The organism is Candidatus Palauibacter sp., assembly GCF_965197445.1.
In the GTDB taxonomy this organism is placed as follows: Bacteria; Gemmatimonadota; Gemmatimonadetes; order Palauibacterales; family Palauibacteraceae; genus Palauibacter.
In genome coordinates this window covers 472,565-499,007 of record NZ_CBDANE010000005.1, presented here as the reverse complement: position 1 = coordinate 499,007, position 26,443 = coordinate 472,565, and the positions used below count along the sequence as shown (strand labels likewise).

At 68.4% G+C, this 26,443-nt stretch carries 19 protein-coding genes; 9 read left to right on the top strand and 10 right to left on the bottom strand.

The annotated features are described in order from the left end of the window. Positions 1-980 precede the first annotated feature (980 nt). Both ACN9M6_RS09420 and ACN9M6_RS09415 read right to left on the bottom strand, forming a co-directional pair. Complete coding sequence (locus tag ACN9M6_RS09420) at positions 981-2,756, bottom strand: DUF885 domain-containing protein (protein WP_419162676.1); 1,776 nt, start codon at positions 2,754-2,756, stop codon at positions 981-983. Continuing rightward, positions 2,753-4,180, bottom strand: a complete 1,428-nt coding sequence (locus ACN9M6_RS09415) for a serine hydrolase domain-containing protein (protein WP_419162675.1) — start codon at positions 4,178-4,180, stop codon at positions 2,753-2,755. The genes ACN9M6_RS09420 and ACN9M6_RS09415 overlap by 4 nt, the downstream gene beginning before the upstream one ends. 130 nt (positions 4,181-4,310) lie before the next feature. Between ACN9M6_RS09415 and ACN9M6_RS09410 the strand changes: the two genes are divergently transcribed. From ACN9M6_RS09410 to ACN9M6_RS09395, 4 genes are read left to right on the top strand one after another with little or no spacing between them, the layout of a single operon-like run. Further along, the gene (locus ACN9M6_RS09410) at positions 4,311-5,498 is read left to right on the top strand and encodes a hypothetical protein (protein ID WP_419162674.1); all 1,188 of its coding nucleotides are present in this window, start codon (positions 4,311-4,313) and stop codon (positions 5,496-5,498) included. Continuing rightward, on the top strand, positions 5,495-7,000 hold the full coding sequence (locus ACN9M6_RS09405) for a hypothetical protein (RefSeq protein ID WP_419162673.1): 1,506 nt from the start codon (positions 5,495-5,497) through the stop codon (positions 6,998-7,000). Before ACN9M6_RS09410 ends, ACN9M6_RS09405 begins: the two co-directional genes overlap by 4 nt. After that, complete coding sequence (locus tag ACN9M6_RS09400) at positions 6,997-7,692, top strand: ATP-binding protein (protein WP_419162672.1); 696 nt, start codon at positions 6,997-6,999, stop codon at positions 7,690-7,692. The genes ACN9M6_RS09405 and ACN9M6_RS09400 overlap by 4 nt, the downstream gene beginning before the upstream one ends. Positions 7,693-7,695: 3 nt before the next feature. Further along, the gene (locus ACN9M6_RS09395) at positions 7,696-8,538 is read left to right on the top strand and encodes a zinc metalloprotease HtpX (protein ID WP_419162671.1); all 843 of its coding nucleotides are present in this window, start codon (positions 7,696-7,698) and stop codon (positions 8,536-8,538) included. Positions 8,539-8,551: 13 nt separating this feature from the next. Here ACN9M6_RS09395 and ACN9M6_RS09390 read toward each other — a convergent pair whose 3' ends face one another. From ACN9M6_RS09390 to ACN9M6_RS09370, 5 genes are all read right to left on the bottom strand, one after another. Next, on the bottom strand, positions 8,552-10,864 hold the full coding sequence (locus tag ACN9M6_RS09390; protein WP_419162670.1) for a transferrin receptor-like dimerization domain-containing protein: 2,313 nt from the start codon (positions 10,862-10,864) through the stop codon (positions 8,552-8,554). A gap of 17 nt (positions 10,865-10,881) precedes the next feature. Continuing rightward, positions 10,882-11,370, bottom strand: coding sequence for an 8-oxo-dGTP diphosphatase (locus ACN9M6_RS09385; protein WP_419162669.1), 489 nt, complete (start codon positions 11,368-11,370; stop codon positions 10,882-10,884). Between the two features lie 180 nt (positions 11,371-11,550). After that, positions 11,551-12,249 (bottom strand): hypothetical protein, encoded by a 699-nt coding sequence (locus ACN9M6_RS09380; protein ID WP_419162668.1) that lies wholly within the window; start codon positions 12,247-12,249, stop codon positions 11,551-11,553. Positions 12,250-12,797: 548 nt separating this feature from the next. After that, complete coding sequence (locus tag ACN9M6_RS09375; RefSeq protein ID WP_419162667.1) at positions 12,798-14,549, bottom strand: amidohydrolase; 1,752 nt, start codon at positions 14,547-14,549, stop codon at positions 12,798-12,800. Positions 14,550-14,592: 43 nt separating this feature from the next. Continuing rightward, on the bottom strand, positions 14,593-15,861 hold the full coding sequence (locus tag ACN9M6_RS09370; protein ID WP_419162666.1) for an MFS transporter: 1,269 nt from the start codon (positions 15,859-15,861) through the stop codon (positions 14,593-14,595). Between the two features lie 101 nt (positions 15,862-15,962). Between ACN9M6_RS09370 and ACN9M6_RS09365 the strand changes: the two genes are divergently transcribed. After that, the gene (locus ACN9M6_RS09365; protein WP_419162665.1) at positions 15,963-17,405 is read left to right on the top strand and encodes an amidohydrolase family protein; all 1,443 of its coding nucleotides are present in this window, start codon (positions 15,963-15,965) and stop codon (positions 17,403-17,405) included. 108 nt (positions 17,406-17,513) lie between these two features. Continuing rightward, positions 17,514-18,671, top strand: a complete 1,158-nt coding sequence (locus tag ACN9M6_RS09360; protein ID WP_419162664.1) for a sulfite oxidase — start codon at positions 17,514-17,516, stop codon at positions 18,669-18,671. Here ACN9M6_RS09360 and ACN9M6_RS09355 read toward each other — a convergent pair. Further along, entirely contained in the window at positions 18,661-19,038 is a 378-nt protein-coding gene (locus tag ACN9M6_RS09355; protein ID WP_419162663.1) for a DUF2784 domain-containing protein, read from the bottom strand. The two genes, ACN9M6_RS09360 and ACN9M6_RS09355, sit on opposite strands and share 11 nt — an antisense overlap. Positions 19,039-19,047: 9 nt before the next feature. After that, on the bottom strand, positions 19,048-20,262 hold the full coding sequence (locus tag ACN9M6_RS09350) for a sulfite oxidase (protein ID WP_419162662.1): 1,215 nt from the start codon (positions 20,260-20,262) through the stop codon (positions 19,048-19,050). A gap of 104 nt (positions 20,263-20,366) precedes the next feature. Between ACN9M6_RS09350 and ACN9M6_RS09345 the strand changes: the two genes are divergently transcribed. From ACN9M6_RS09345 to ACN9M6_RS09335, 3 genes are all read left to right on the top strand, one after another. Continuing rightward, positions 20,367-21,992, top strand: a complete 1,626-nt coding sequence (locus ACN9M6_RS09345) for an amidase (RefSeq protein ID WP_419162661.1) — start codon at positions 20,367-20,369, stop codon at positions 21,990-21,992. Between the two features lie 94 nt (positions 21,993-22,086). After that, positions 22,087-25,209 carry a carboxypeptidase regulatory-like domain-containing protein gene (locus ACN9M6_RS09340; protein WP_419162660.1) on the top strand — a complete coding sequence of 1,041 codons (3,123 nt, stop codon included), beginning with the start codon at positions 22,087-22,089 and terminating at the stop codon, positions 25,207-25,209. Then, positions 25,175-25,435 (top strand): hypothetical protein, encoded by a 261-nt coding sequence (locus tag ACN9M6_RS09335; RefSeq protein ID WP_419162659.1) that lies wholly within the window; start codon positions 25,175-25,177, stop codon positions 25,433-25,435. Before ACN9M6_RS09340 ends, ACN9M6_RS09335 begins: the two co-directional genes overlap by 35 nt. Before the next feature lie 16 nt (positions 25,436-25,451). Here the strand turns inward: ACN9M6_RS09335 and ACN9M6_RS09330 are convergent, their stop codons facing one another. Then, entirely contained in the window at positions 25,452-26,438 is a 987-nt protein-coding gene (locus ACN9M6_RS09330) for an N-acetylmuramoyl-L-alanine amidase-like domain-containing protein (protein WP_419162658.1), read from the bottom strand. Positions 26,439-26,443 lie beyond the last annotated feature (5 nt).

Genomic DNA, 26,443 nt, shown 5'->3' with positions numbered 1-26,443 from the left:
GCCGTCCGCCGACACGACGCGAAGGTCGTGGTGCCCGTTGTGGTTCTCCGTGTAGGCGATCCAGCGCCCGTCGGGGGACCACACCGCGGCGCTCTGGTCGGCTTCGGCTGCGGCGATCGGGCGGGGCTCTCCCCCGTCGCGGGGGGCAAGCCAGTAGTTGATCCAGCCGCTCCGGTGGGAACGGAAGAGGATCGAGCCCCCGTCGGGAGACACGCTCGGGTATCCGAACGTCGCGCCCGCGCCGTAGTCGAAGAAGTCGCGGTCCTCGAGGACGGTGCGGGCGTTGCCGTCCATGGCGTCGATCTCGATTACGTCGTGGTCCTCCCATGTGTCGTCGAGGCGGACGTAGAGGATGTGACGGGAGTCGGGCGTCCAGGTGGGGAAGACCTCGTAGCGCTTGTCCTTCGTGAGGCGATCCACACCCCGCGTGGCGACATCCACCTTCCAGATGTCGTAGTTGCCGTAGCGGTCGCCCGCGAAGACGATCGAGCGCTCGTCCGGGGACCAGCTCATCGAATTGATCCGCGCCCCGAGGTCGGTGAGTTGGACGTCGGCCCCGTCGCTCGTGGACCAGAGCCAGATCTCGGGGGCGCCGCTCTTGTCCGACACGTAGGAGATCCACGTCCCGGAGGGGGACCACCCCGGCATCTGCGATGTGAGGAAATGGCCGGAGCCGCCCATGTCCGCCGGCACCCGGGTGGGGAACCCGCCCTCCGGGGACAGCGTCATGAGCCCGCCCGTGAGCGCCGACTCGAACAGGATCGCGGAGCCATCGGGGGACCAGGCGGGGGCCCCACCGACGACGGATTCGATGGAGAGAAGCTGATCGATCGTAAGGATGCCGGGGTCGGCCTGCGCGTGAACCTCGCTGCCACCGCCAGCCGTGGCGCCCAGAGCGAGGAGAATCCCGGCGATCGCCGCCGGATGCGGGTCGCGAGCCATCAGTCTTCCTTTCAGGGCCTCAGGGCCCCGTCCGTTCGTCAGTACCCCGGCTCCTCGGAGGTCGTGCGGCGCAGCGGGTCGCCCTGGAAGCGCCACACCGACTCGAAGTCCTTCGGCGGCGCCTCCCCCAGAAGGCGGGCGCGCACCATCTCGATCGGCATCCGGCCGCCCCCGAGGATCGCGTCGTGGAAGGCGCGGTTCGTCATCTCCCCGGACTGCACCAACTGCTCGTGCAGCGCGCGGATCTGGAGGCCGCCGATCATGTAGGCGACTTGATAGAGCGGCGAGTAGGAGCCGTTGAAGCTCCGCCGCACCTCCGCTTCGGCGTTCGCGCGCTCGTGCCCCACCCGCTCGACGAGGAAGTCGATCGCCTCCTGCGGGGTCATGCGCTCGAGGTGGAAGGAGAGAGAGAAGATGATCCGCGCCGTGCGATGCATGCGCCAGAACAGCATCCCGATGCGGTCCTCGGGTGTCGACGGGAAGTCGAGGTCCCAGAGCAGCATCTCCCAGTAGAGGGCCCAGCCCTCGCCCCAGAACGGCGTCGAGAACGCCCGCCGGTGCGAGTTGAAGCGGGAGGTCATGAACCCCTGCAGGTGGTGCCCGGGAATCAGCTCGTGGTGCACCGTCGCGCGGGAGAAGTGTTCGTTGTTCCCCCGCATGCTCATGAGCTTGTACTCGTGCTCCATCCCGTCCGTCGGGAAGGAGACCTGGATGACTTCTCCGCCGAGGAAGAAGGGCGACACCTTCTGGCGCTCCGGGGACATCATCTCGATGCGCCAGATCTCGTCGGCGAGCGGCGGCACGGTCACGAGGTCGCGTTCGGTGACGAAGGCCAGCGCCTCGTCGGCGAGTTCCCGGATCATCTGCGGCTGGTCGCCGGGATCTCGGTGCAGCATCTTCACGTACTCGAGCGCCGCCCGCCAGTCGTCGCCGTAGCCGAGTTCGCGCGACGCCTCGATCATGCGCTCTTCGCACCAGGCGTATTCCTGTTCGGCGATCGCGATCAGCTCTTCAGGCGTGTAGGGGATCATCTCGCGACTCAGGTCCGCGGCCAGACCTTCGGCACCGATCGGATCGCCGACGATCGGTTCGTCCTCGCCCTCCCGGTAGCCGATCACCGTCTCGCGCAGGAACGTCGCGTAGTCGTCGAGGGCGGTCTTGGCGCGGGCGTACGGGTCCTCGTTCCACCAGGTGAAGACGGGGTCGTAGCCGGCGTAGTGCTCGTACCAGTCCTCGAGCAGACGCGTGTGCCGGGCGAGCGTCGTCACCGCCCGCAGCGCGACGATCCGGGACACGTTCTCCCCGCTCTCCATCCGGGCTTCGACCGTCTCGCGCGTCGCCTGGACTTCGTCCGGGAGGGCGGCCAGTCGTGCCGCCGCGGACTCGGACTCCACGGGCTCGCGCCGGCGTCGGCGCTCCTCCAGTTCGACGATGAGCGCTGTGAAAGGGATGAAGCCGTTCATCTCCGCAGTGAGTCGGGCCTCACGCTCGATGAGATCCAGTTGATACCGCAGTTCATTGATGAGGAGGACGTAGTCCACCCGCCCCTCGAGGCTCAGGGCCTCGAAGTCGAGCGCGTCGATGCGTCGCTGCCAGTCGGAGAAGAAGCCGCGAAAGCGGCGGTTGCGCTCCGGAGAGTAGGGGACGCTCCACCGGCGTCCGAGGGCGGTGCGGTCGGTCGTATAGCGCTCCACGACGGCCGCCAACTCGCTCGGCTCGGCCTCGATGAGCGGCTCCAGATCCTGACCCGAAACCGGTGCGGCTGCTGCGAAGACCAGCGCGATGAGGGAGATCAGAGCTCGATTCGTTCTCATGGGTCGACCCTCCGGAGGACGTAGTGGCCGGAGACGACATCCATCCAGAGTTTGTCGACCGCCCCGCTATCGTCGCGCACGAAACGGAAGCGAGTGTTCCCCTGGCCGAAGGTGTCGCCGCCCAGCCACGTGAGGGGATCGCCCGGGCCCGAGCCCGTGCCGATCGCCAGCTGCCCATCCTCGACCCCCACCGTGGCTACCATCGTCTGGCCGCGGGCGGGGCCTTCGTACCGTCCCGCGTACGGGGCCGGATCGCCCTCGAACGGGACGGGCGAGACTTCTGCCGGCGGTCCCAGGATCACATCTTCGACCTCCCCCGCGATGTCGCTCGACGCGGCGCCCCCGGCCGTGTTGATGAGGACGGCGATCGAGAGATCCTCAGCCGGGAGGTAGCGAAGATCGGTGACGAAGCCGAAGATCCCGCCCCCGTGCCGGATCCCCGTGGCCCCGTCGCGGTCCGTGATCGCGAGCCCCTTCGCATAGCGGAGTTCGGTGCCGTCGAGCAGCGGCTCGGGCGTGATCATGAGACGGTAGCTCTCGGGACTCAGGATCTCACCTCCCTCTCCGTCGCCGTGTAGCGCCTCGTTCCACGCCATGAGATCCCGGACGGTGGAGCAGAGCGATCCCGCGGCGTAGGGCCAGAGGTGGTTGAGGTAGGGGGCCGGCTGCAGTCCTTCTTCGCCCGGTTCGTATCCCTTCGCGCGCCGGGGGACGAGTTCCTCCTTGTGGCAGTAGCGTGAGTTCGTCATCCCGGCCGGGGCGAAGAGCCGCTTCTCGACGAAATCCTCGTAGCTCATCCCGCTCGCCGCCTCGATGATGAGTCCGGCCAGGAAGTACGCGGAGTTGTTGTAGGTCATCGCCGTGCCGGGCTCGAACTCGAACGGCTCCGCGGAGAAGAGCGTGACGAGCGTGTCCCGGGGAAGTTCCAGCGGGGCGATTTCGGCCCACAGGTGCCGCATCTCGGTGTAGCCCTTGATGCCGGACGTATGGTCGAGGAGCCGGCGAACGGTCACGGTCCGGTCCCCGGCGGGGTAGTCCGGGAGCCACTTCGTCAGTGGATCGTCGAGCGACAGCTTCCCTTCCTCCTGGAGGAGGAGGACGGCGGCCGCGGTGAATTGCTTGGTCACGGACCCGACCTCGTAGACGGCGTCCGGAGGCGTCAGGACGCCGAGTTCCAGGTCCGCGTGACCGAACTCTTCGATCAGCAGGGTGTCGCCGCCGCGTACCGCCGCGATCGACATGCCCGCCGCGCGGCCCGCCTCGATGGGGGCCATCGCGATGCCCTGGATCGCATCGAGCTGTTCCGGCGTGAGCTGGCCCGCCGTGTGGGCTTCTCCCGGCACGGGAGATGGCTGGGTACACCCCCCGAAACCGGCGGCCAGGGCCGCGACAGCCAGCCTCGCACCCGGGAATCTGTTTCTCATCACGCGCTCTCCTGCGTTTAACCTTCGCCAAACCTATTTTCGAGCGACGGGGTAGTATGTGTCGATAGTCCGGCTGCCCGCAGGCGCCGGGCAAGAGACCGGCAAGAGACCGCCAAGAGAAAGGGGTTCGATGGAATCGACGGCAGCGCCGGCCCCGGGTGACCGTATCCCGTGGTTTCTGACCGCGATCCTGTTCGCCTCGGTGAGCGTGATCGTGGGCATCACGTGGGACATCTCGTGGCACCGTACGATCGGCCGCGACACGTTCTGGACGCCCGCCCACCTGATGGTCTACGCGGGCGGGCTGGCGGCGGGACTGTCGTGCGGGTGGCTCGCCCTCAAGACGACCTTCGCCGGGACGGACGCGGAGGTGGGACGCTCGGTGCGGCTGTGGGGCTTCCGGGCGCCGCTGGGGGCCTGGGTGGCGATCTGGGGCGCGATCGCCATGCTCACCTCGGCGCCGCTGGACGACTGGTGGCACAACGCGTACGGCCTCGACGTCCAGATCCTGAGTCCGCCGCACGTGGTCCTCGCGCTGGGGATATATGCGATCCAGATCGGCGCTCTGCTCATGGCGCTCTCGTGGCAGAACCGGGCCTCGGAGGCCGGGCGGCGCAAGCTCGCGTGGGTATACGTGTTCAGCGCGGCGGCGGCGATCATGTCGGTCTCCGTGCTGCTGCTGGAGTTTACGTTCCCCAACCAGATGCACGGGGCGACGTTCTATCTGATCACTGCGGCGGTCTTCCCCGTTCTCCTTTTCCTGGTGGGGCGCGCCGGACGGTTGCGCTGGCCGGCGACGTACGCGGCCCTGGTGTACACGGGGATTTTGCTGCTGATGATGTGGGTTCTGCCGCTCTTCCCGGCGGAGCCGCTGCTCGCGCCGATCCTCCGTCCGGTCACCTCGATGCAGCCGCCCGAGTTCCCGCTCCTCCTGTTCGCGCCGGCGATCGCGATCGACCTCCTGTTGCGGCGGTATTCCGCGCCGGGCGAGGGGCCCGCCCGGGCGTCGACGGACTGGTGGGTCGCGGCGGTGGGGGCCGTCGCCTTCGTGGGCATCTTCGGCGTCGTGCACTGGTACTTCGCCGAGTTCATGCTCTCGGAGGGGGCGCGGAACTACGTCTTCCAGGGCGACACGTGGGGCTACACGAGCCGGCCGGGCGACTGGCAGTACGTGTTCTGGCACGGCGGTCCCTTCATGGGCGGCGAGTTCTCGGCGGCGCGCTTCGTCGCCGGGGCCTGGTGGGCGCTTCCGATCGCGTTCATCTCGGCCCGTCTCGGTCTGTGGTGCGGCAACTGGATGTCGCGCGTCCGCCGGTGAGGCGCGGTCGGACTGTCCGCCTCCTGCGCGCGGCGGCGCTGGTAGCGGGGCTCTACGTCGCGACGGCCGGGCACGTGGGGAGCAATAACGTCTTCTTCTCCGGCGAGGCAGGTCCCTACCCCGTCTCGGTCGTCATCCGCCCTCCCGAGGTCATCCCCGGATTGGCCGAGATCTCGATCCGGGTACCGGGTGGCGGCGTGGACCGGGTGACCGTGCGCCCCGTGCACTGGGACGCGGCGCCGGAAGGCGGGGCTCCACCACCGGACATCGCCGCCCTTGTGGCGGGCGACCCCGAACTGTACGCGGCCGAGCTGTGGCTCATGACGGTGGGCGCGTACCGGATCGAGATCGCAGTGGCGGGAAGCCTGGGGACCGGCGAGATCTCGGTCCCGGTGACGTCCGTCATGCTTGGGGTGCGCGATCTGCCGCCGGGGCTCGGGTGGATCCTGCTCGGACTCGCGATCCTGCTCGTCGCCGGCGCGGTCGCGATCGCCGGGGCCGCAGTGCGCGAGAGCCAGCTCCAGTCCGGAGAAGCGGCGGGTTCACGCCGGCGGCGCCGTGCCTGGGTCGCCATGGGGGCCACGGCCGTGGGGGTCGTGGGCTTCCTCTACCTCGGGGACCTGTGGTGGGAGGCGGTCGACCGGGAGGTCCGCAGCGGCATCTTCGAGCGCCTCGCCGTGGAGGGCGCGATCGTCCACACCGGGGGAGGGCCCGCGCTCGAGATCGCGATCACGGACCCAGCCTGGCGGGGTCGGGACTGGAGCCCGCTCGTACCCGATCACGGCAAGCTGATGCACATGTTCGTGGTCGGGGCACCGGGCATGGATGCCTTCGCGCACGTGCATCCGATCCCCGTGGACTCATCCACGTTCCGCGTTCCATGGCCGGATCTGCCGGCGGGCGAATACCGGATCTACGGCGACATCGTGTACGAGTCCGGCTTCGCGCAGACGGTGGTCGATACGATCGCGGTCGACGCTGCTGTACTCACGCCCCCGGAGACGCGGGATGTCCCGCCGGGGGCGACCGCGGGCCTGCCGCGAGACGCGGACGACTCGGCATGGACGGGCGTTCCGATGGCGCTCTCCGGGCCGGGCTCCGAGACGCGGATGGACGATGGCTCGATACTCGAATGGCAGGGCGATCAGGAGCTTCGGGTCGACGAGGAGACGGTGCTCGCATTCAGGGTCTGGGATCCCGACGAGAAACCGGCGAGACTGGAGCCTTACATGGGCATGCGCAGTCACGCCGCGCTCACGCGGGATGACGGCGCGGTCTTCGTGCACCTGCATCCGGCGGGCACGATCTCGATGGGCTCGCTCGCGGTGCTTACGCCGGACACTCCTCCGATGGCAGATGAAGGTGTCGGGGCCCGGGGCGAGGCCGGGGTGGTGGAGTTCCCGTTCGCGTTCCCGCAGCCGGGGGAGTACACGATCTGGGTTCAGGTCAAGCGCGCGGGTCGCGTCCTGACGGGAGCGTTCCGGGCCCGGGTCCTCGAATGAGCGAACGGATCGCCATGTGCTTCAGCGGCGGCAAGGACAGCGCGCTGGCGCTGCACGCGCTGCAGCAGTCCGGGACCTATCGGGTGGAGACGCTGATCGCGACGGTGACCGACGCCTACGACCGCGTGAGCATGCACGGGGTGAGGCGTGCGCTGGTGCGCGACCAGGCGGCGTCCATCGGCGTCCCGCTGGTCGAGGTGGTCGTCCCGCCACAGTCCTCCAACAAAATCTATGAGCGCGCGATGGGCGAGGCGTTCGATCGACTGTACGAGGACGGCATCCGACGCGTGGCCTTCGGGGACATCTTCCTGGAGGATCTCCGGGAGTACCGCGAACGCCAGCTCGCGGCGTCCGGGTTGGAGTGCGTCTTCCCGATTTGGAAGCAACCGACGCCGACCCTCGCGGGGTCTTTCATCCGGGAGGGGTTCCAAGCGGTGGCGGTGTGCATCAACCCGGCGGTGCTGGACGCCTCCTTCGCGGGGCGAGCATTCGACGCCGCCTTCGTCGCCGATCTCCCGGAGGGGGTCGATCCCTGCGGAGAGAACGGTGAGTTCCATACGTTCGTGTGGGCCGGGCCGATCCTGCCCCGGCCAATCCCCGTGGCGCGCGGCGAGGTAGTAGAACGGGACGGTTTCGTGTTTTGCGACCTGCTCGCGACGGCGTCCCGAGGACAAACAGAGACGAGGTTATAGAAGATGTTCAGAGTATTCGGACTCATGCTGGGGTTGACCGCTCTGCTGGTGCTGGCGGGCGGAGCGCTGTTTGGTCAGCAAGGGGCGATTCTGTTTCTCATCATTTCGGCGGCCATGAACTTCGGAATGTACTGGTTCAGCGACCGAGTGGTGTTGCGCATGTACCGGGCGCAGGTCGTCGACCGGTCGCAGGCGCCGGAGCTGTACGACCGCGTGGACCGGCTGCGGCGGAGGGCGGATCTGCCGGCGCCGGTCGTGGCCATCTCGGCTCAGCCTCAGCCCAACGCGTTTGCGACGGGGCGCGACCCTCAGCACGCGGTCGTGTGCTTCACCCAGGGTATCCTCCGAGCGCTGCCGCCCCGGGAGCTGGACGGCGTGATCGCCCACGAACTCGCGCATATCAAGCACCGCCACATGCTCGTGGGCACGGTCGCGGCGACGATGGCGGGAGCCATCGCGATGATCGCCTCCATCGCCCGCTGGGGCCTCATCTTCGGCGGCGGACGGGACGATGGCGACAACCCGCTGGGCGTGCTCGTCATGGCCATCGTCGCGCCGCTGGCGGCCGTCATCATCCAGATGGCGATCAGCCGCCGGAACGAGTTTCAGGCGGACCGCACCGGGGGCCAGATCACCGGCGACCCGATGGGTCTGGCGGGCGCGCTGAAGCGCCTGGAGTCGAACGCGCGCCGCATCCCGATGGAGGTGAACCCGGCCGGCGCCTCGCTGGCGATCGTGAACCCATTTACAGGCCGCCGCCGGGGTCTCAGGTCCCTGTTCACGACCCACCCGCCCACGGAGGAGCGGGTGGCCGCGCTGAAAGAGCAAGCCGCCGGCCGGAACTAGCCGGCGGGCTGCACTACCCTCTGAGCAGGGCGGTCGCTTCGTCGATCTTGTCGGCGAGGCGGGTGAGGATCCCGGCGAGGCGCTCCACCTGCTCCGAGGCCTCATCCCAACCTCGCTGTTCGATCGCCTCCCGGATGCCCGGGAGCGTCTTCACGCCGTACCCCGTGTAGAAACCCGGCGCGTAGATCTGGTGCCGGAACCAGCCGCGGCGTGGGAGCCCGTCCTCGTGCGTCATGAGGCGCTCGGTCTGGATGAGGGCTGCGTTCAGGCGCTGCTGCACGTCTCCATGTTCGGTCATGTCGTCGCCTGAACCGCCGCCGTCGCCACCGGCCGCCGCTGCGGCGTGCGCGGCCCACATCGCATCGTAGGATGCGTCGTACGCAGCGGCGCTCGCCTCGAGCCGGGTGATCGCGTTCTGGAGCGGGGCGAAGTTGAGGAACGGCACCTCTTCCTGCGCTTCGGGCGGCATGTACGTCTTCGTCGGGTCCGCCGCGAGCGTGTACGCGTCCGACGCGATCAGCGCGTTGCGGCGCTCCGTCTGCTCGCGCGTCTCGTCGAGGAGCACCATCACCTCGTCACGATAGGACTTCACGTTGGTCGCGAAGGGTGAGAATCTCAGCGGAATCACGCCCGCGTTGGCCAGTCGCAGCGTGGCGCGGGCCGTCGTCTTCGCGAGCGCGGCGCCGTACTGGAAGCCGGGGTCGCCGAAGCGCGTGTAGTGGTCGAACGAGTCGTACTGCGAATGGTACGAGCCGCCGCCGCCCTCTCCCCCGAACCCCAGGTTCAGGGACGCAATCCCGAGGTGTTGCAGGAAGGGCGTGTAGTCCGAGCCCGAGCCGAGCGGGCTGATCTGGATGTCCGAGGCATCGTCCGCCCGCCGCCCGCCGCCCACGGCACGGGAGGCGTGCAGCCGCTCCCACACGGAGACGCCCGTCTGCGGATCCGTGACCGAGCGGGCGACGCCGTTGATGAAGCTCTGCAGCGTGTGTGACCCGCCCATCCCGAGGAAGCCCCGGCTGCTGCCGTCGGTGTTGATGTAGGCCACGGTCTTCGCCCGCAGCTCGTCGGCGTGGTGCTCGACCCACTCCGTCGAGCCCAGCAGTCCGGGCTCCTCCGCGTCCCACGAACCGAAGATGATCGTGCGCCGGGGACGCATCCCCGCCTGGGCCAGCTCTCCGATGACGCGGGCTTCCTCCATCATCGCCACGTGCCCGCTGATGGGGTCCGCCGCGCCCATGGCCCAGCCGTCGCGGTGATTGCCGCGAATCACCCACTCGTCGGGAAAGTCGGAGCCGGGCAGTGTCGCCATCACGTCGTAGGCGGTCTCCAGCCCCCAGTCGAACTCGAGATGTACGCGGACCTTCGCCGGCCCCGGGCCGACGTGATACGTGAGCGGGAGCGCGCCGCGCCACGACGGCGGCGCCACCGGACCCTCGAGCGCCCGAAGCAGGGGCAGCGCGTCACCCCAGGAGATCGGAAGCACGGGGATCTTCATCACGGTCGGCGACTCCTCCGGCGTCATCCGTTCGGCATCCGCCGTCGCCCCCACACCGGGGGTGAGCGGGTCTCCCGGATAGAGCGGCATGTCCTGCACCGCCCCGCGCTGGACCCCGAACTCCGCCCGATACGGGCCCTTCGGGTACGCGTCCCCCTGGAAGAAGCCGTCATCTCGCGGGTCGGAGTAGAGGATCGTCGCTATGGCCCCGTGCTCATGCGCCACCTTGGGCTTGATGCCGCGCCAGGATCCGCCGTAGCGGGCGATGACGATCTTCCCCGCCACGTCGATCCCCATGCGTTCGAGTTCCTCGTAGTCGCCGGGGATCCCCTGATTGACGTAGACGAGTTCCGCTGTCACGTCGCCATCCGCCGAGTACGCGTTGTAGGTCGGGAGGCGGCCCGCCACGCCCGACGTTCCGTCCTCGGGGATCTCGGGCTCCTCGAGCGAAGCCACAAAGGGCTCGGGCTCGAGCATCTCCACATGACGGACGAGCGGCTTGGGGAAGAGGACCTCGTACTCCGCGATCTCCACCTCGTAGCCCCAGTCGCGGAACTGCTCCGCGACCCACATCGCGTTCTCGTAGTTGTAGGGCGCGCCCACGAAGAACGGCTCGCGCGTCATGCGCTCCATCCACTCCTCGAGGTTGCTCGCCCGCACGCTCTCATCGAGCCGGGCCTCGGCGACCAGTTGCGCGGCGGACGACTCGGGCCCGAAACCGAGCAGCGTCCGTTCCTGGGCCCCGAGGGGGCCGGTGTAGAGCGCGGCGCACGCGGTCAGCGCGACCATCGCGATCCGGTTGGAGATCATTCTCCGCAGATGGGTCGGCATCGGATTCCTCTCCTGTTTCACCATTGGGTGGCGCCGTCGAGGCACCTTACCTCGCAATCGAGGAGTCTGTCTCCCTCGAAACGGGCGAACGCCTCGAAGGCGCGGTTCTCCAGCAGATGCGGCAGCCAGTAGCGGTCGTCCGCCCACATCCGATCGTACGGAATCTCATCAACGGGCGCCCAGAGGGGGACAGCCTCGTCCGTCTCCGAAGGCTCGCCATCGAGCGCGTCCGCGCGGAAGACATGGATGAGGATCGATACGCCGTCCACCACGTCGAACGCCACCTCGCCCAGCTTTCGCGGCGCCACGGGATGCGCCCGCAGTTCCTCCTCGAACTCGCGCACGGCCGCCTCGAGGCAGCTCTCGCCGGGATCGACCTTCCCCCCGGCCCCGTTCAGTTTGCCGGCGCCGATGCCCCGCTTCTTGTGGATGAGGAGGATCTCGCCATCGCGCACCACGTAGAGGAGCGTCGCGTCGATCTCGGGTCGCCAGTCGCCCCGGATCATCTGCGGCTCTCGATATGTGCAGCATGTGCAGCCCGCATTGCTGAACCGTGCTCGTTACGCCGTGCGCCGGGAGAGGTGCGGGACGTTCCCGCGGGAACGTCCCGGTCCGCCAAGGGCTGATATGCTCTCCACCGCACGATCGCCCCGCAACGGGTGGCCGAGGGCGCGAAGAGCAGCGCGCTACTTCGGGATCCGCGCCACCTCGACTCTCGGATACGGCGCCTCCCACGAGAACACCACGAACTCATCAGTCACCGCCAGCATGGAAGGCAGGGAGTCTCCCCAGAATTCTCCCTCGCCCGTCTCGGGGTCGAGGGCGTAGGTCTCGAGCGTGTAGTGGCCGGTCTGGTCGCGGAGGTCCCGGCTGAGGTAGAAACGGTGCTGGACGAATACGGGTGCGCTGCGGCCACCTGCGATCCGCTCGAGGAAGTGCAACGCGTCGTTGTCGAAGATTCCCCTCCGGACTCTTCGCTGGCCACTCACTTCTTCCCGGATCTCCGTGGCCCAGAAGTCCTCGATCCGGGCGTGCCATACCCCACGACCATCCGCGACCCGATACCCTTCGATGGCGTTTCGCTCCCGGTACGCGATCACCGCCACGCCACCGGGCGAGCTGCAGGCGATCTGTCCCCTTGAGACTGTCCCGTAAACCAGCGGGTCCGAGTGTCGATACGGAACGGCAAAACCCAGTTCCGGTGACCGTTCGGTGAGCACGCGATAGAGGATTTCCGGCTCACGCTCCCGGCGCATCGCGTGAACAACCAAGTCTTCCCCGGCTAGGCACGCGTCGTAGACGACGGCCTGAAACCGCGTCCGATCCTGATACTCGAAGCGACCTTCCTGCTTCGTGAAGCGGTGTATGAGCTGCGCCTGGTCCACGACGATCAGATCTCCCGCGGGGGAAATGAGAACGGCCTCCGGGACCTGGAGTTCACCCGGGCCCTCGCCCTGTCCCCCGAGGGTGTAGAGGTACTCTCCCTCGACGGTGAAGACCCGCCACGACGGTCTGGATTCGATCGAGGATCAGGACTTCGCCCGCCTCCGTAAGTGCCGCGTCCCACAGCAGCGCGAACGTGGTCTCCTCGCCGCCGTCGAGATCCCCGATCCTGCCAATCGTCTCGCGACGCTCGAAGCGCTCTCGGAAGGCGCGGATCTTCGCGGCGGAAGCAGCCGAGGCGGGCCCCCGGGTTCGGGACAGCGCGGTCGCTGCGCCAGGCGGTGCGGTCAGGCTGTCCGCGATAGGATGGATGATGTCGCCGCGACCCCCAGGGGAGTCGCAAGCCGACAGGAACAAGACGGATGCCATTATCCCCGGGAGCACCCGGGAGCCGCGGACGGTCATCCGGCTAGCCGCAGTCGGGCGAATCGTTTCGTTCGTCCCTCGCCCAGGTCCACTCACGAATCACGACTCGCGGTACGGGGCTGCGTCAGCGATCGAGCGTGAGAGAGCGGTCGAACACGACCTCACCGTTGAAGATGGTCATCTCGCAGGACATGTCACGCAGTTCGATCGTCGGCACCGTGAAGGGGTCGCGGTCCCAGACCGCGAGATCGGCGTACTTGCCGGGTTCGATCGTCCCCACCTTCTCCTCGAGGAACATCTGGTGCGCGGCCCACGTCGTGAACGAGCGCAGCGCGGTCTCGACGTCCACGGATTCCGCGGTACCGTACGGGTCGCTGCCGTAGACGCCGAGGAGCGGCTGGCGGGCGACGGAGGCCCACACGCCGTAGCGCGCGGGATACGGGGTGACGAAGTAGTCGGAGCCGCTGGCCCAGATCATGCCCCGATCCTGATAGGAGCGGAACGGGTTCAGCCGCAGGGTGCGCTCGGGGCCGAAGTTGCCGGCGTAGGTGTCGCCGATCCACCACGTGAAGGTGGGGGACGGTTCCGGATAACCGGCCTCCCACTCGCGCTGGAGTTCGGCCATCGCGTCCAGGGCGCGGTCCGTGGGGATGTTGGAGTGGATGATCCCGTGGCGGAGGCCCCGGGTGGGCGTGGCCTCGAGCGCTTCGCTGAAGCTGTCGACGGTCCAGTCGATCGCTCGGTCTCCGATGGAGTGGATGGAGACGTGCAGGCCCGCGTCGTGGTAGGCCCGGAAGCGCCGGCGCAACTCGTCGGGGTCCATGGTGGGGTAGCCGCGATTGCCGGCGTCGGTGCCGGTGTGGTCCCGGTTCCAGTCCTCGTACAGCCAGGCGGTGCGGGCGCCGCCGCTGCCGTCGATGTAGAGCTTCACGCCGCCGGGGATGAGGCGGTCGTCCCCCGTCGACTCGTACGGGCGGGTGAAGGTCGCGAGGCTGTCCGCGTAGGCGCGAACTTCCTCGAGCGTCCCGCCTCGCCCCCGCCAGAGCGCGAAGATGCGGACGGTCAGGTCGCCGTCGGCGAGCACGTCGCTGTAGGCCTCCCACGCGCCGCGCCCGATCCCGGGGTCCTTGCCGCCGGTCATGCACTCGGCGTTGAACGCGTCGGCGAGTGTCCGGATCCCCTCGCGTTGCTGCTCCGGGCCGAGGGAGGGGATGAGCCGCGTGACGAGGCCCATGGCGGATTCCTTGAGGACGCCGGTCGGCTGCCCGGCCTCGTCGCGATCGATGGTGCCGCCCGGCGGGTCGGGCGTGTCCGCCGTGATGCCCGCCATGTCGAGGGCGAGCGAGTTGGCCACGCCGTAGTGGCCCATCGTGTGGGCCAGCCACACGGGCTGCCCCGCGGCCACGGCGTCCAGGTCGGAGGCGTAAATGTAGCGCAGTTCCTCGAGCTTGCCCTCGTCCCAGCCGCCGCCCCGTACCCACTCGCCCTCGGCCAGCCGCCCGGCCTGCTCCGCGACCATGCCCTGCACGTCCGCGATGTTCTCCACCTTCGGATAGCTGAGGTCGAGGCGGTACAGCCGATTCGCCCCCCCGTTGGCGAAGTGGACGTGCGAGTCCATGAGGCCCGGCGTGACCGTGCGTCCCGCCAGGTCGATGCGCTCGGCGCGCGGGCCTGTCAGCGTCTCGATCTCGGCGGTGGATCCGACCGCTATGACCCGCTCGCCCCGCACGGCCACGGCCTCGGCGAGGCGACTCTCCGCATCGAGCGTGATCACCCGCCCGTTCACGAGCACCAGATCCGCCGGGTCGGCGGGCCCCGCCTCCTCGCAGGCCGTGATGAGCGCGGCCGTGGCGAAGACAGCGATGATCTGTTTCATGATGCCCTCCGACGGGTCTGGCAGCCGGACGCTCCGGCCCTGGTCATCGCGCGTGACTGTAGGCTCGAAGTGAAGGCCGCATGGCGAAGAGCGCCCCGAGCAGCAGCAGCGGCATCGACCAGGCGGCCGCAGCCACGGGCCCGAATGCGTCCGCGAAACCGCCCACCACCGGAATCCCGAGCGTGCCCACGGCCCATGCGAGCCCCATCACGATGCCCGAACTCGCCGCCGTCCCCGAGGGAAGGATCTCCTGCGCCATCACGACGATCGGGGGCAACAGCGCCATGTTGAGGAAGCCCGCGCACACCGCCATGACGATCGCCGCCGAGCTCGCGGGCGCCAGCGTGAGGGCGAGGATGTGCGCGGGCACGGCGAGCACGCTGACCACGGTCAGGAGGTGCTGCCGGTTGAGCCGGTCCGTGAGGAAGCCCGAGGTCAGCGTCCCCAGCCCCTGCGCGCCAAGATAGACGCTGAGGACCACGGCCCCTGCCGTCTCGCTCACGCCCGCGCGGTGGGCGATGATGGGGATGAAGGTGAGGATCGCCTTCTGCGCGAAGGATCCGACCACCGAGATCCCGAACACGAGGCCGAGCGGTCCCTTCAGCATCCGGATCACCTCCATCGGCGGAGGCGGCGGGGTGCCGGGACCCACGCGGGTCCGGCCCTTCACGCCGAACCAGAGGGCGATCCCGAAGAGGACGCCGGGGATCATCGCCACCCACAGTCCGGGGAGACCCAACAGGCCGACGATCGCCACCGCGCTGATCGGCCCCAGCGCGAAACCAGCCGCGCCCCCGAACGAGAACACCGACATCCGCACACCGCTTCCCCGGCCATCCCCCGCGCGCGCAACCAGCGAGGCGCCCGGCGGATGAAACGCCGCCGATCCCAGTCCCCCTACGACCAGGAGGAGCACCAGGATCAGATAGCTCGGTGCCATCCCCATGAGGGAGAGGAAAACGCCTGCCACGATCGGGCCCGCGGCCAGGAAGGCACGCCTCCCGAACCGGTCGGCCAGATAGCCGAAGGCCGGCTGGGGAAGAGCCGTCGCGATCGAGAGTGCGGTCGACAGCGTGGCGGCCAGAGCGATCGAAAGGCCGAAACCGTCCATGATCCGGGGCAGGAGCGGCGGCAGGAACGCAGTGTACGCGTCGATCGTGGTGTGCGAGACGACGATCAGCGCCACGACCGCGCCTGGCCGCAGATTGAAGCGGGGCGCGACGCCGGCGGACGGGTTGGCGAGTGCCGCGCTGGGTTCGTGCAGCGTAGGCTCCGATCCGGTTCCGATGACAGGCGCTTGAGGACCGCTCACAGTAACAGAATCGAGCCCGTCGTGGATGATCGCCCGCCTGCTATCTTCATCGACCTCGGGTGTCCTGCGATCTGGCGACTGACTGAGTGGTGAGGTGGACCATGGTTCGGAGACGGCGCGCGCGGCGGGGATCGATCTTTTTCGTGCTGGCGCTGCTCCCGGCGGTGGCGGGGTGCCCGAGCGCCGACGAGTTCCTTGCCTCCGGCGACGGGTCCTTCCTGATCACGGGCGGCCGCTGGCTCGACGTTCATACCGGCGACCTTGTGGAGAACACAGGCATCGGCATTCGCGACGGGCGCATCGTCTCCCTCGGCGTCCCTCCGGACACGGTCGAGTACAGTCGGGAGATCAAGCTCCAGGGTGACGTAACGATCCTGCCGGGGCTCATCGACCTCCACGCGCACTATGCGGTCGACCTGTTCGGGGAGGGCCGCGTGGATGAGACAGCCGCCTACCCCGAGCTTTTCCTCGCCAACGGCGTGACGACGACGTTCCCCGCCGGCGAGATGGACCCGGCCCGCATGCGGGAGCTTCGGCTCGCGATCGAGAGCGGCGAGCGGATGGGGCCGCGGATTCTCAACTCCGGTCCCTATTTCGGGTCGTGGAGACGGGGCTGGGACAACGACGCCATGACGGCCGACTCGATTCACCGGGAGGTCGACCACTGGGCCGAACTCGGCGCGGCCGGCTTCAAGGCCAAGGGGATCCGGGCGGAGCACCTCTCCGCGCTCATCGAACGGGCGCACGAGCACGGACTGACGGTGACCGGCCACCTCGACTCCGGCTTCGGCGATAGTGTGAATCCGCGAGACGCGATCCTCATGGGGATCGACCGCGTCGAGCACTTCCTGGGCGGCGACATGATGCCCGCCGACCGCACGGCCTACGCGTCGCTCCAGGAGTTCGACGACTTCGAGGGCCCCGAGCTGCGCGACATCATCGACCTCTACGTCGACAACGACGTGAGGTTCGATGCCACGCTCTCCATCTACGGATACTGGGGTCCTCACGACCCCGAGATGACCGAGTACTGGACGGACGAACTTCGCTTCCTGACGCCCTACATGCGCGCGATCGTCGAGGCCCGGCCGCGTCGTCCGGTGTCCGAGTCGTTCGCGAAGATGTCGCCGATCAAGCGGAAGACGCTGAAGGCGTTCCACGACGGCGGCGGGCGGGATCTGATCACGCTCGGAACGGACCACCCCAGCTGGGGACGCTACTGGTCCCCGTTCGGCGTCCACCGCGAGATGCTGGCGTTGGCGCGCGCAGGAGTTCCGCCTGCGGACGTGTTCCGGATCGCGACGCTTAACGGGGCGAGGGCAATGGGTCTGGGCGATGACCTCGGCAGCATTGAGCAGGGGAAGCTCGCCGATCTCGTCGGCGTCGCCGGGAACCCGCTCGACGATGTGCGGGCCGCCCGGACCGTGCAGTTCGTCTTCACGCGGGGCCGCTTCCACTCGGCGTTCGACCTCCTGGCGGCGGCCGAGGAAAAGATCGGCCCGGCGGACGCCTCGGAGGAGTCCGCCTGGAAACCGGGCCGGTGAGGTGATCGCCCCCGCAGTACGCGCTGGTGGGCGTCTTGCTCTGACGGCTGGATAGGACCGAGCTTGTGTGCAGAAGGCGTCCGCTCCAAACCAAGCCCGAGGTCCGACATGAGCCAGCCACATCCGATTCCCCGACGACAAGTGCTGATTCAGGGAGGCGCCGCGGCCGCGGGCCTCGCGGTCCTGCCGACGGACGTCTTCCGGGGCTGGCTCTCCGGGTTCGAGCAGGAGGCCGTGATCCCCTGGGTCCAGCGTCCACACCCGGGGCTGACCGAGCGGATGAACATCCTGAACTGGGAAGAGCTGGATTCCTGGATCACGCCCGTCAGTCAGATGTTCCGCGTGGGACACTACGGGTCGCCTGTCGTCGCGGAGAGCGACTGGAATCTCGAGATCGGGGGGCTCGTCGACCGGCCCCGCACGTTCAGCCTGGCCCAACTCCGGGAGCGGCCCCGCCAGGAGGTCGTGTTCACGCTGGAGTGCTCCGGGAACCGTGGCCGTCCCTCCTTCATCGGCGGCGTGCACAACGCGCGCTGGGCGGGGGCCCAGCTCGCAGATGTCCTCTCCGACGCGGGCGTGCAGGACGAGGGCATCGAGGTCGTCTTCTTCGGGGCCGACGAGGGCGAGGAGGAGATCCGGGGCAACACCGTGACGCAGAACTTCGCGCGCAGCCTGTCGCTCGAAGACGCGATGGACCCCGGCATCATCCTCGCGTGGGAGGTCAACGGCGAGCCGCTACCGAACGCGCACGGGTTCCCGCTGCGCGTCATCGCGCCCGGCTGGTACGGTATCGCGAACGTGAAATGGCTGACGCGGATCGAACTCCGCGACCGGCGCTTCATGGGCAAGTTCATGGCCCGCGACTACGTCACGCTGCGGGCGGAGGAGCGCGACGGGGCCACGGTGTGGACGGAGACCTCGGTGGGCCGCGTCAACATCAACTCGGTCCCCGCGAAGGTGACGAGGAACGGCGATGCGTACGCCATTCACGGCGCGGCGTGGGGCGCCGACATCGCCCGGGTCGAAGTTCGCGTGGACGAAGGACCGTGGCGCGAGGCGATGCTGGGCGAGGGTCAGGGCGACCCTGACACGTGGACGTTCTGGCGCATGGACTGGGACGCGACGGCGGGTGAGCACACGATCGTCTCGAGAGCGATCGACACGGACGGAAACGTCCAGCCGGCGGCCGATGATCCAATGCTCGTGAACAAGAAGACGTACTGGGAGAGCAACGGACAGCTGAGCCGGACCGTCCTCATCGACTGACGCCCCCGAGGCGGAGGCGCCGGATCAGCCAGCCGTAGGCGGCCAGGTTCAACGCCAGCACGGCGACCCCGAGCCAGATCTGGATCTCCCGGTCCAGTGCGCCGGGATAGATGATCGGCAGCAGATAGCGCTCGATGAACCCGCCGGAGTAGCCGGCCTGACCGCTCGCGACCCGAAGGTTGTTCTCGAGCGGCGTGAGCGGACAGATCCAGCCGGCGAACTCGATCAGCGCCCCCCACACGAAACAGGGCACGTGGACCCACGCGAGTCTCGGCCAGCGGACCGCCGCGAACCCGCCGGCAACCACGAAGGCGATGAAGAGGAGGTGTGTGACGAGGACGATATCCGCGAGCAGCCGCCACCCCACGACGCGGAGTTACTCCACCTCGATGGGGTGCGGAAGCGGGACGTTCAGCAGGTAGCCCTTCTCGTTCATGAGGGGCTCTTCCGGCTGCGTATTTCCAGCCGCATCGGTGGCGCGGGTCACCAGAGTGTGCGACCCCGCCGTCGCTTCCCATTCGAACTCGAAACGCTGCCAGGCCAGGGGGACGATCGGCTCGACGATCGTGGCCTCCAGCCAGGTGGCGCCGCCATCGGGGCTCCATTCCACCGCAGCCACGGGACCGGCGGGGGCGTGCGCGAAACCGTGGATGGCGTGGGGACCCGGCGGCAATTGCGCGGGTCGCGGGAGGGCGAGCGCGCTCTTTACGACCAGTTCGTTGATCACCATCCCCTGTGCGGGCGCATAATCCTGCTCCGGCCACTGGTCTCCGATGAGGACGTAGGAACTCGTGTTGTTGCGGTTCCATACGCGCTCGGTGGAGACCTGTATGCGGCCCAGCCACTTGATGCTGTTGGAACCCGACCATCCGGGGACGACGGAGCGGGCCGGAAACCCGTGATCCGGCGGGAGCGGTTCCCCGTTCATGCGAAGCGCGATGAGAGTGTCCGGGTCAAGCGCCTTGGCGAGCGGCATGGCGCGCTCGAAACCGGAGCTGTCCAGGCCCACGAGGTTCACGTCGACGGCTTCGGGTCGCACGCCGGCCAGCTCGAGGACGGTGGCCAGGGAGGGCCCCGACCACTCCGCGCATCCAACCGCGCCGGTGGACCACTGCCCGCCGCTGGCGCGGGTGCCTGTGAGTTCCGGGTACAGACCCCGCCAGTTGCCGGCACACTCGAGGTAGGCGGTGATCGTCCGCTGGGGCAGAGACTCCAGCGTGGACAGATCCAGGCTCAACGCGGTCTCGGCGCCGTCGCCCTCGACCCGGAGCGAGTAGCTGCCGGGGTCGATCCTCGGCGTGGGAGAATGGTTGCGGACGAAGAAGAGTTCGTTCGGTGTGATGAATCCGTCGATCAGTTCGAGCCGGGTCTCCAGATTCGTGACGCGCTGGACGAAGGGCGACGGGTCCTTCACCCACCGGGGCGCCTGTGCCGTCTCTCTTCCCGTGGCGGCCGACGCTGCCTCGGCCGACGACGATTCCCCGTCGCCCGCCCCGTCACAGGCGGCCAACCAGGCGGCGGCCGGCCCCACGCTGGCAGCGCGGAAGAAGTCACGACGTGTAAGGCGGAAGGTCCCTTTTTTCGGCTTCATCGGCGCATTCTCGCGGTTCGACGCTTGGCTGGGCGCGCTCTCGACGCTTGGCAGGGCGCGTTCTCGACGCTTGGCAGGGCGCGCTCAGAGAGCATATTAGGCGTATGCGACCGAGGAGCAACGCAGCCGGGACGACTGGGGCGCGGCGGAGAACGGGCGGCGTCCACCGGAAGCGACACTCGATCCCGGCGCTGCTGCTAGGCACGCTGGGAGCGGGATGGGTCTCGTGCAGCACGGAGACCAGCACGGGCTTCGAGGTCGTCGAGACGACGATCGCCGAGGTGCAGGCGGCGATCCGCGACGGGACCACGACCTGCCGAGCGGTCGTGGAGCGGCACCTCGCACGGATCGCGGCCTACGAAGACCTCATCAACGCGATCACCGTGCTCAACCCGCGGGCGCTGGAGCGCGCCGCCGAGTTCGACGCGTCGCTGGCCGCCGGCGAAGAGATGGGACGGCTCTTCTGTGTCCCCATGCTGGTCAAGGACAACTTCGACACGCACGACATGGTCACGACCGGTGGCTCGATCGCGCTCGCCGACAACCTTCCGCCCGACGACGCCTTCATGGTGCGGAAGATCCGTGAGGCCGGCGCGATCGTGATCGCCAAGACCAACATGGCCGAGTGGGCGTTCAGCCCGCGGCAATCCGTCAGCTCGTCCTTCGACACTACGCGCAACGCGTACGCTCTCGACCGTGTCCCCGCCGGTTCCAGCGGCGGCACGGCCTCCGGCGTGGCCGCCGGCTTCGGAGTCATCGGGCTGGGAAGCGACACCGGCAATTCGATTCGCGGGCCCAGCTCGCACCTGGCTCTGGTGGGGATCCGGTCCACGATCGGCCTCACGAGCCGGGACGGTGTGATCCCCCTCTCCTTTGACCGGGATATCGCCGGGCCCATGGGCCGGACCGTGGAGGATGTCGCGCGCGTGTTCCAGGTCGTCGCCGGCTACGACCCTGCGGACCCATACACCGAGGCCGGGCGGGAGCGCGTGGAGGAAGACTACACCGCCTTCCTCGAGGCGGACGGCCTGCGCGGAGCGAGGCTCGGGGTTCTGCGCGCTCTCGTTGACCCCGAGGAGACGGACGACGAAATCCTCGCGCTCTTCGAGGCGGCGATCGGCGATCTGCGTCAGCTGGGGGCGGAAGTCGTCGACCCGTTCGAGTTCGATGTGGAGACGGAGTTGCAGCGGGAAGGGATGTTCTGTCGCCGGTTCCGCTACGACATGTGGGTCTACCTGCAGTCACTGGGTCCGGGGGCGCCGATGGCCGATGTCCTCGAGGTGCTCGAGGACGGGCGCTTTTCGGACTACGCCGAGGCGTCGCTGCGGCGCAACCAGGGCGCCCCTCTTAGTGTCCATCCGTCGGGTTGGGATGAGCCGTGCCCGGACTACGCGGAGAACGAGGGCAGGCAGGCGTACCTTGCCGACCTCGTGGCGGCGATGGATGCCCAGGGCCTGGACGCCATCGTTTACCCGTCCTGGCTGTGCGTCCCCGCCCATATTGATCGAGGGGACGAGGACTACTGCGGCGACAACAGCCAGCGCGTGGCCCCCGCGACCGGAATGCCGGCCATCACGGTCCCGATGGGTTATACGTATGGCTCGCTGCCGGCGGGCCTGCAGATTCTGGCTCGTCCGTATGATGAAGGCCTGCTCTTCCGCCTCGCCTTCGGCTACGAGCAGGGTACGCACCACCGCCGTCCCCCGGACGGCCTTCCGGAGATCAGATGACCGACGCGGCTGTTCGATATGCCCTGTGCGGCCGACGCGCGGCCTGGGTTGGCGAGATTCTCGTCACCGGGCCACCAAGCGAGGAGGTGGTAATATGTTGAGCAGAACACGCCTCATGGCCCTTCTCGTCTGCGCTTGGCCGGCGGCGGCTGTGGCACAGGACGGAGCGATCAGCGGAACCGTCACCGACGAAAACGGGCTCGCCCTTACGACGGTGAGCGTGACCGCGACGAGTCCGGTCCTCGGCGACGAGTCGCGCACGACGCTGACGAGCCCACAGGGACTCTACAACCTGACGGGGCTGCCGCCGGGCACGTACTCGCTGCGCTTCGTCTACCCCGGTTTCACGGTCGAGACGCGCGGCGGCGTGGCCGTCGGGGCAGGCGATCGGTCCGTCGTCGATGTCGAGCTCGTCTCTCTCAGGACCTCGGCGCTGCAGGAACTCACGGCGGTGGTCACGGGAACGCACTTCGCGGCACCCCCCATTGGACTGCCCTACGCGGTGTCCGTGGCGAGCCGGGAGTCGATGGAAGAGCAGGGTTCCCCGCTGGTCGTGGATTTCTTCAAGAAGCTGGGGGCGAACCACGGTACCCTCGGGGAACGCAACAGCTGGTACAACCGCAGCGGGGCGCTCATCCCCGAGACGGTGGCCAGCGTCAACCTGCGGGGCCTCGGGGCCTCTCGTACGCTGGTGCTGCTGAACGGACGCCGGCAGGTGTACACGCCGTCCCGGCTCCCCGGGGGCCGGTTCGTGGATGTGAACGCGATACCAACCATCGCGCTCGACCGCATCGAGGTGCTGAAGGAGGGGGCGTCGGCGATCTACGGCTCCGACGCGGTGGCCGGCGTGGCCAACTTCGTCACCCGGCAGGATTTCGAGGGCTTCGAGGTCACCGCAGCACACGACTACTTCAGCGGGGCCGGCGACTCGAACGCGGGCGCGATCTGGGGCGGCCGTCTGGGGGCGTCCACGAACGTGGTCCTTTCGGCGGAGTGGGCGGCGCGTCAGGAACTCAGGCCGGAGGAGCGAGACTGGGGCCTGCGGCCGTACCCGGGACCCGGCGGTGGGGGATGGTCCTACTATGGGAACCCGGGCGCTTTCCTCATGCCGAGCCTGACCGGCAACGAGACGCCCGACGAGTTCGTGAGCGCGCTCATCAACTCGCAGTTTGGCGACAATCCGAGTCTGTTCGTGGATCCTGACTGCGTGAACTTCGGCGGCGTGGACGAGGGCGTCACCTGCCGGTTCCGCTACCAGCCGTACGACAACCTGGTCGAGAAGCAGACGCACGTCCGGGCCTTCGGCGAACTGAACAGCGAACTGGGCACCGGCACGACCCTGCACCTCGAGGGACTGTGGGCCGAAGCCACCATACCGGACTGGAGGACGACGCCCTCGTTCCCGCCGATCTCGCTCTACGACGGCCTGCAGGCGGTCCTGCCCGAGAACCCGGGCCGGCAGGCGTTCTGCGCGGCCAACGCCGCCGCCGCCGGGTTCGGCTCCGCGGCGGACTGTCTCCAGGACGACTGGTACTTCTACGGGCGTCTGGTCGGCAACAGCGGCCCGGGCCGGAACCTGCGACGGTCGTCGCGCACGCAGCGCATCGCAGCCTCGCTGGACCGCCACTTCGAGTCGTTCGGCGGCGGCGACGGCCATCTGGACATCTCGGCCAGCTACTCACGGGCCACAGGCAACGTGAACCAGCCCGCCGAGTACGCCTACCGGAAGTATCTGGCCTATCGCGGGTTCGGCGGCCCGAACTGCGGCGTCGGGGTGGTCGTGGACCCGACGTCGGCGGCCGGCATGTCGCTCGGCTCGACCGGGGGAGCGGTGGCCGGGCAGGGCGACTGCATGTTCTACAACCCGTTCAGCAACGCGATCCAGCGCGCCGAGCAGCCGGGGACGAGGTACACCGACGCCAACAACCCCGGCTACGTCGCCGGCGCGGTCAATTCCCCCGAGTTGCTGGGCTGGATCAACGAGGAAGTGGACTTGTTCAACACGGCCGACCTGTTCGTGGCCGAAGCCACCTTCACCGGTAGCGCCATCGGAGACGTCCTCGATTACGCCCTCGGTTACCAGTTCCGCCGCTTCGACGTGACGGGGACACCCAACGACGCGGGCAACCAGGCCCTCAACCCCTGCCAGGTGCCGGGCGACCGGTCCTGTCTCGAGCAGGCGGGGCCGTTCACGTTCACGACCGGGTATTTCCCCTATGAGGACGCACAGACGGTGCACCGTTTATACGGCGAGATCCCGATCAATCTGGGCGATTGGCTCGATGTGCAGTTTGCCGCCAACTACGAGTTCCACGACATCGCGAGCAGCTTCAACCCGAAGTTCGCCGCGCGGCTCAACCTCACCGAGTCCGATAACCACCAGCTGTCGCTGCGCGGATCGCTGCAGTCGACCTTCCGCGTCCCGTCGGTGGACGACGTCAACACCGACAAGGTCACCGCCCTCGAGTACGTGCAGGAAGTGGACGTCTACAAGGCGGTGGACACATACGGGAGCGAGGGTCTCGATCCGGAGACGGCGCTGACCGGCAACGTGGGGCTCATCTTCTTCCACTATCCGAGCCGCACGCAGGCCACGTTCGATTTCTGGAGCTACGACTTCAAGGACGTGATCAATGTGATCCCCCACGCGAGCATCACGCGACTCTATCACGAGGGGGGCGCCAGCCGGGCCGCGGTTCAGGAGCTGGTGAAATGCCCGGACGACTGGGGTACCGGGACCTGCAACGCAGCCCTGATCGAGCGCATCCGCATCAACCTCATCAACTGGCCTGGCATGCAGACTTCGGGCTTCGACTGGAGCGTGGCGACGAGACGCTCCCTTGGGGGCGGGGAACTCTCGCTCGGCATCGACGGCACGTATACGCGCACGTACGACATCAAGGCGCTCGACTTCAACGGCGTGGAACTTCAGGCGGCGACGGAGGGAGTGGGAGCGCTGAACCGCTACAATCCGATCGCCTGGCCGCTGCCGCAGTGGAAGTGGTCAGCGGTGGGCTACCACCAGGAGCGCTACTCGGTGATCGGCAACCTCCACTACATCTCGTCCTATGACGATCCGGACTCGGTCGACCCGGCGCACCGCGTCATCGGCTCCTTCGGGACGTTCGAGCCACGGTGGATGAAGTGGAGCCTCGGTGGGCTACCACCAGGAGCGCTACTCGGTGATCGGCAACCTCCACTACATCTCGTCCTATGACGATCCGGACTCGGTCGACCCGGCGCACCGCGTCATCGGCTCCTTCGGGACGTTCGACGCCACGGTGATGATGAAGTTGACCGACAGCATCGACGCCTTCTTCACGGGGTTCAACCTGCTGGGTACGGCGCCGCCGCTGGTCAACCAGGAAGGGTCGTACGACGGCCTCACGCACGATCCGAAGGGGAGGCGGATCAAGGCCGGCATGACCTACACGATCAACTAGGGGGCAACCAGGCCCGCTAGCGCGGGGGCTCGACGGGGCGCGCGACCATGATGCCGTCCTGGGAGTCGATCGAGAGGATCCGGTCGGAGAGGGGGCGTTCCGAGATCTCGACCGACCGGCCGACGAGCGGGGCGTGGAGCAGGTGGAGCGCCCCGTCGCGCCACACGGCGAATCCGGTGTGGGCGACGTCCAGCCCGGCGACGGTCGACGTGGCCGCGATCACGTCGCCGTTGCGGATCCGGTCCGTCACCTGAGCGATCCGGTCCTGGGGCACGTACAACCGGTCGGGCCCCTCGTCGAGCCTCTCTTCGATGGCGGTGATGGCTTCCAGCACGCCGGGATCGGCGAGCTGGCGATAGGCTCCGGGGTGCTCGGACATGAAGCGTGCCGGCTCCGGGTCGGCCGACGGATCCAGTTCGCCGGTCACGACGCGCAGCAGGCCCCGGGATTCGTTGTCCGCGAGCCACTCCGAGAAGTAGTGGAGCCGGCTCGGGTACCCTTCGAGAAGGCCGCCTCGGTACCGCAACGCCATGAGGTTGGCCTCGTAGCGGGCCAGCGCCGCGCGTGGGTCCGCGAGCGCCTCCGCTCCCCCTTCCCGGACGAACCGCGTCAGGGCGAGGACCGTCTCGACCAGCGTCACGCAGTCCAGTTCACGGAAGTTGATCACGAGCCGCTCGGATCCCGGTACCTCGAGCGTCCCGGGTTCGTACGTCGTGCCGACGAAGGATTCCGCCAGCCGCACGATGGCCTCGCCCAGCTCCATGTCCGCCAGCCCGCGCTCGTCGGCAAAGCGGACCTTCTCCTCGAAGACGGCCCAGTCCTCCGCTGCCCACGCCGCCTCGCCGGGTGCGGCGGCGGACTCCGCGCCCACGCCGGCCGTCTCGTCGACGACCGTCGATGTCGGCGGCTGTATCGGCCACGACGTGAGGACGGCGATCGCGACGACCGTCACGAGGATCGTGGCCGTGACCTTCGCCAGCGTGAGGGCGTTGCGTGCGTTCATGTAGC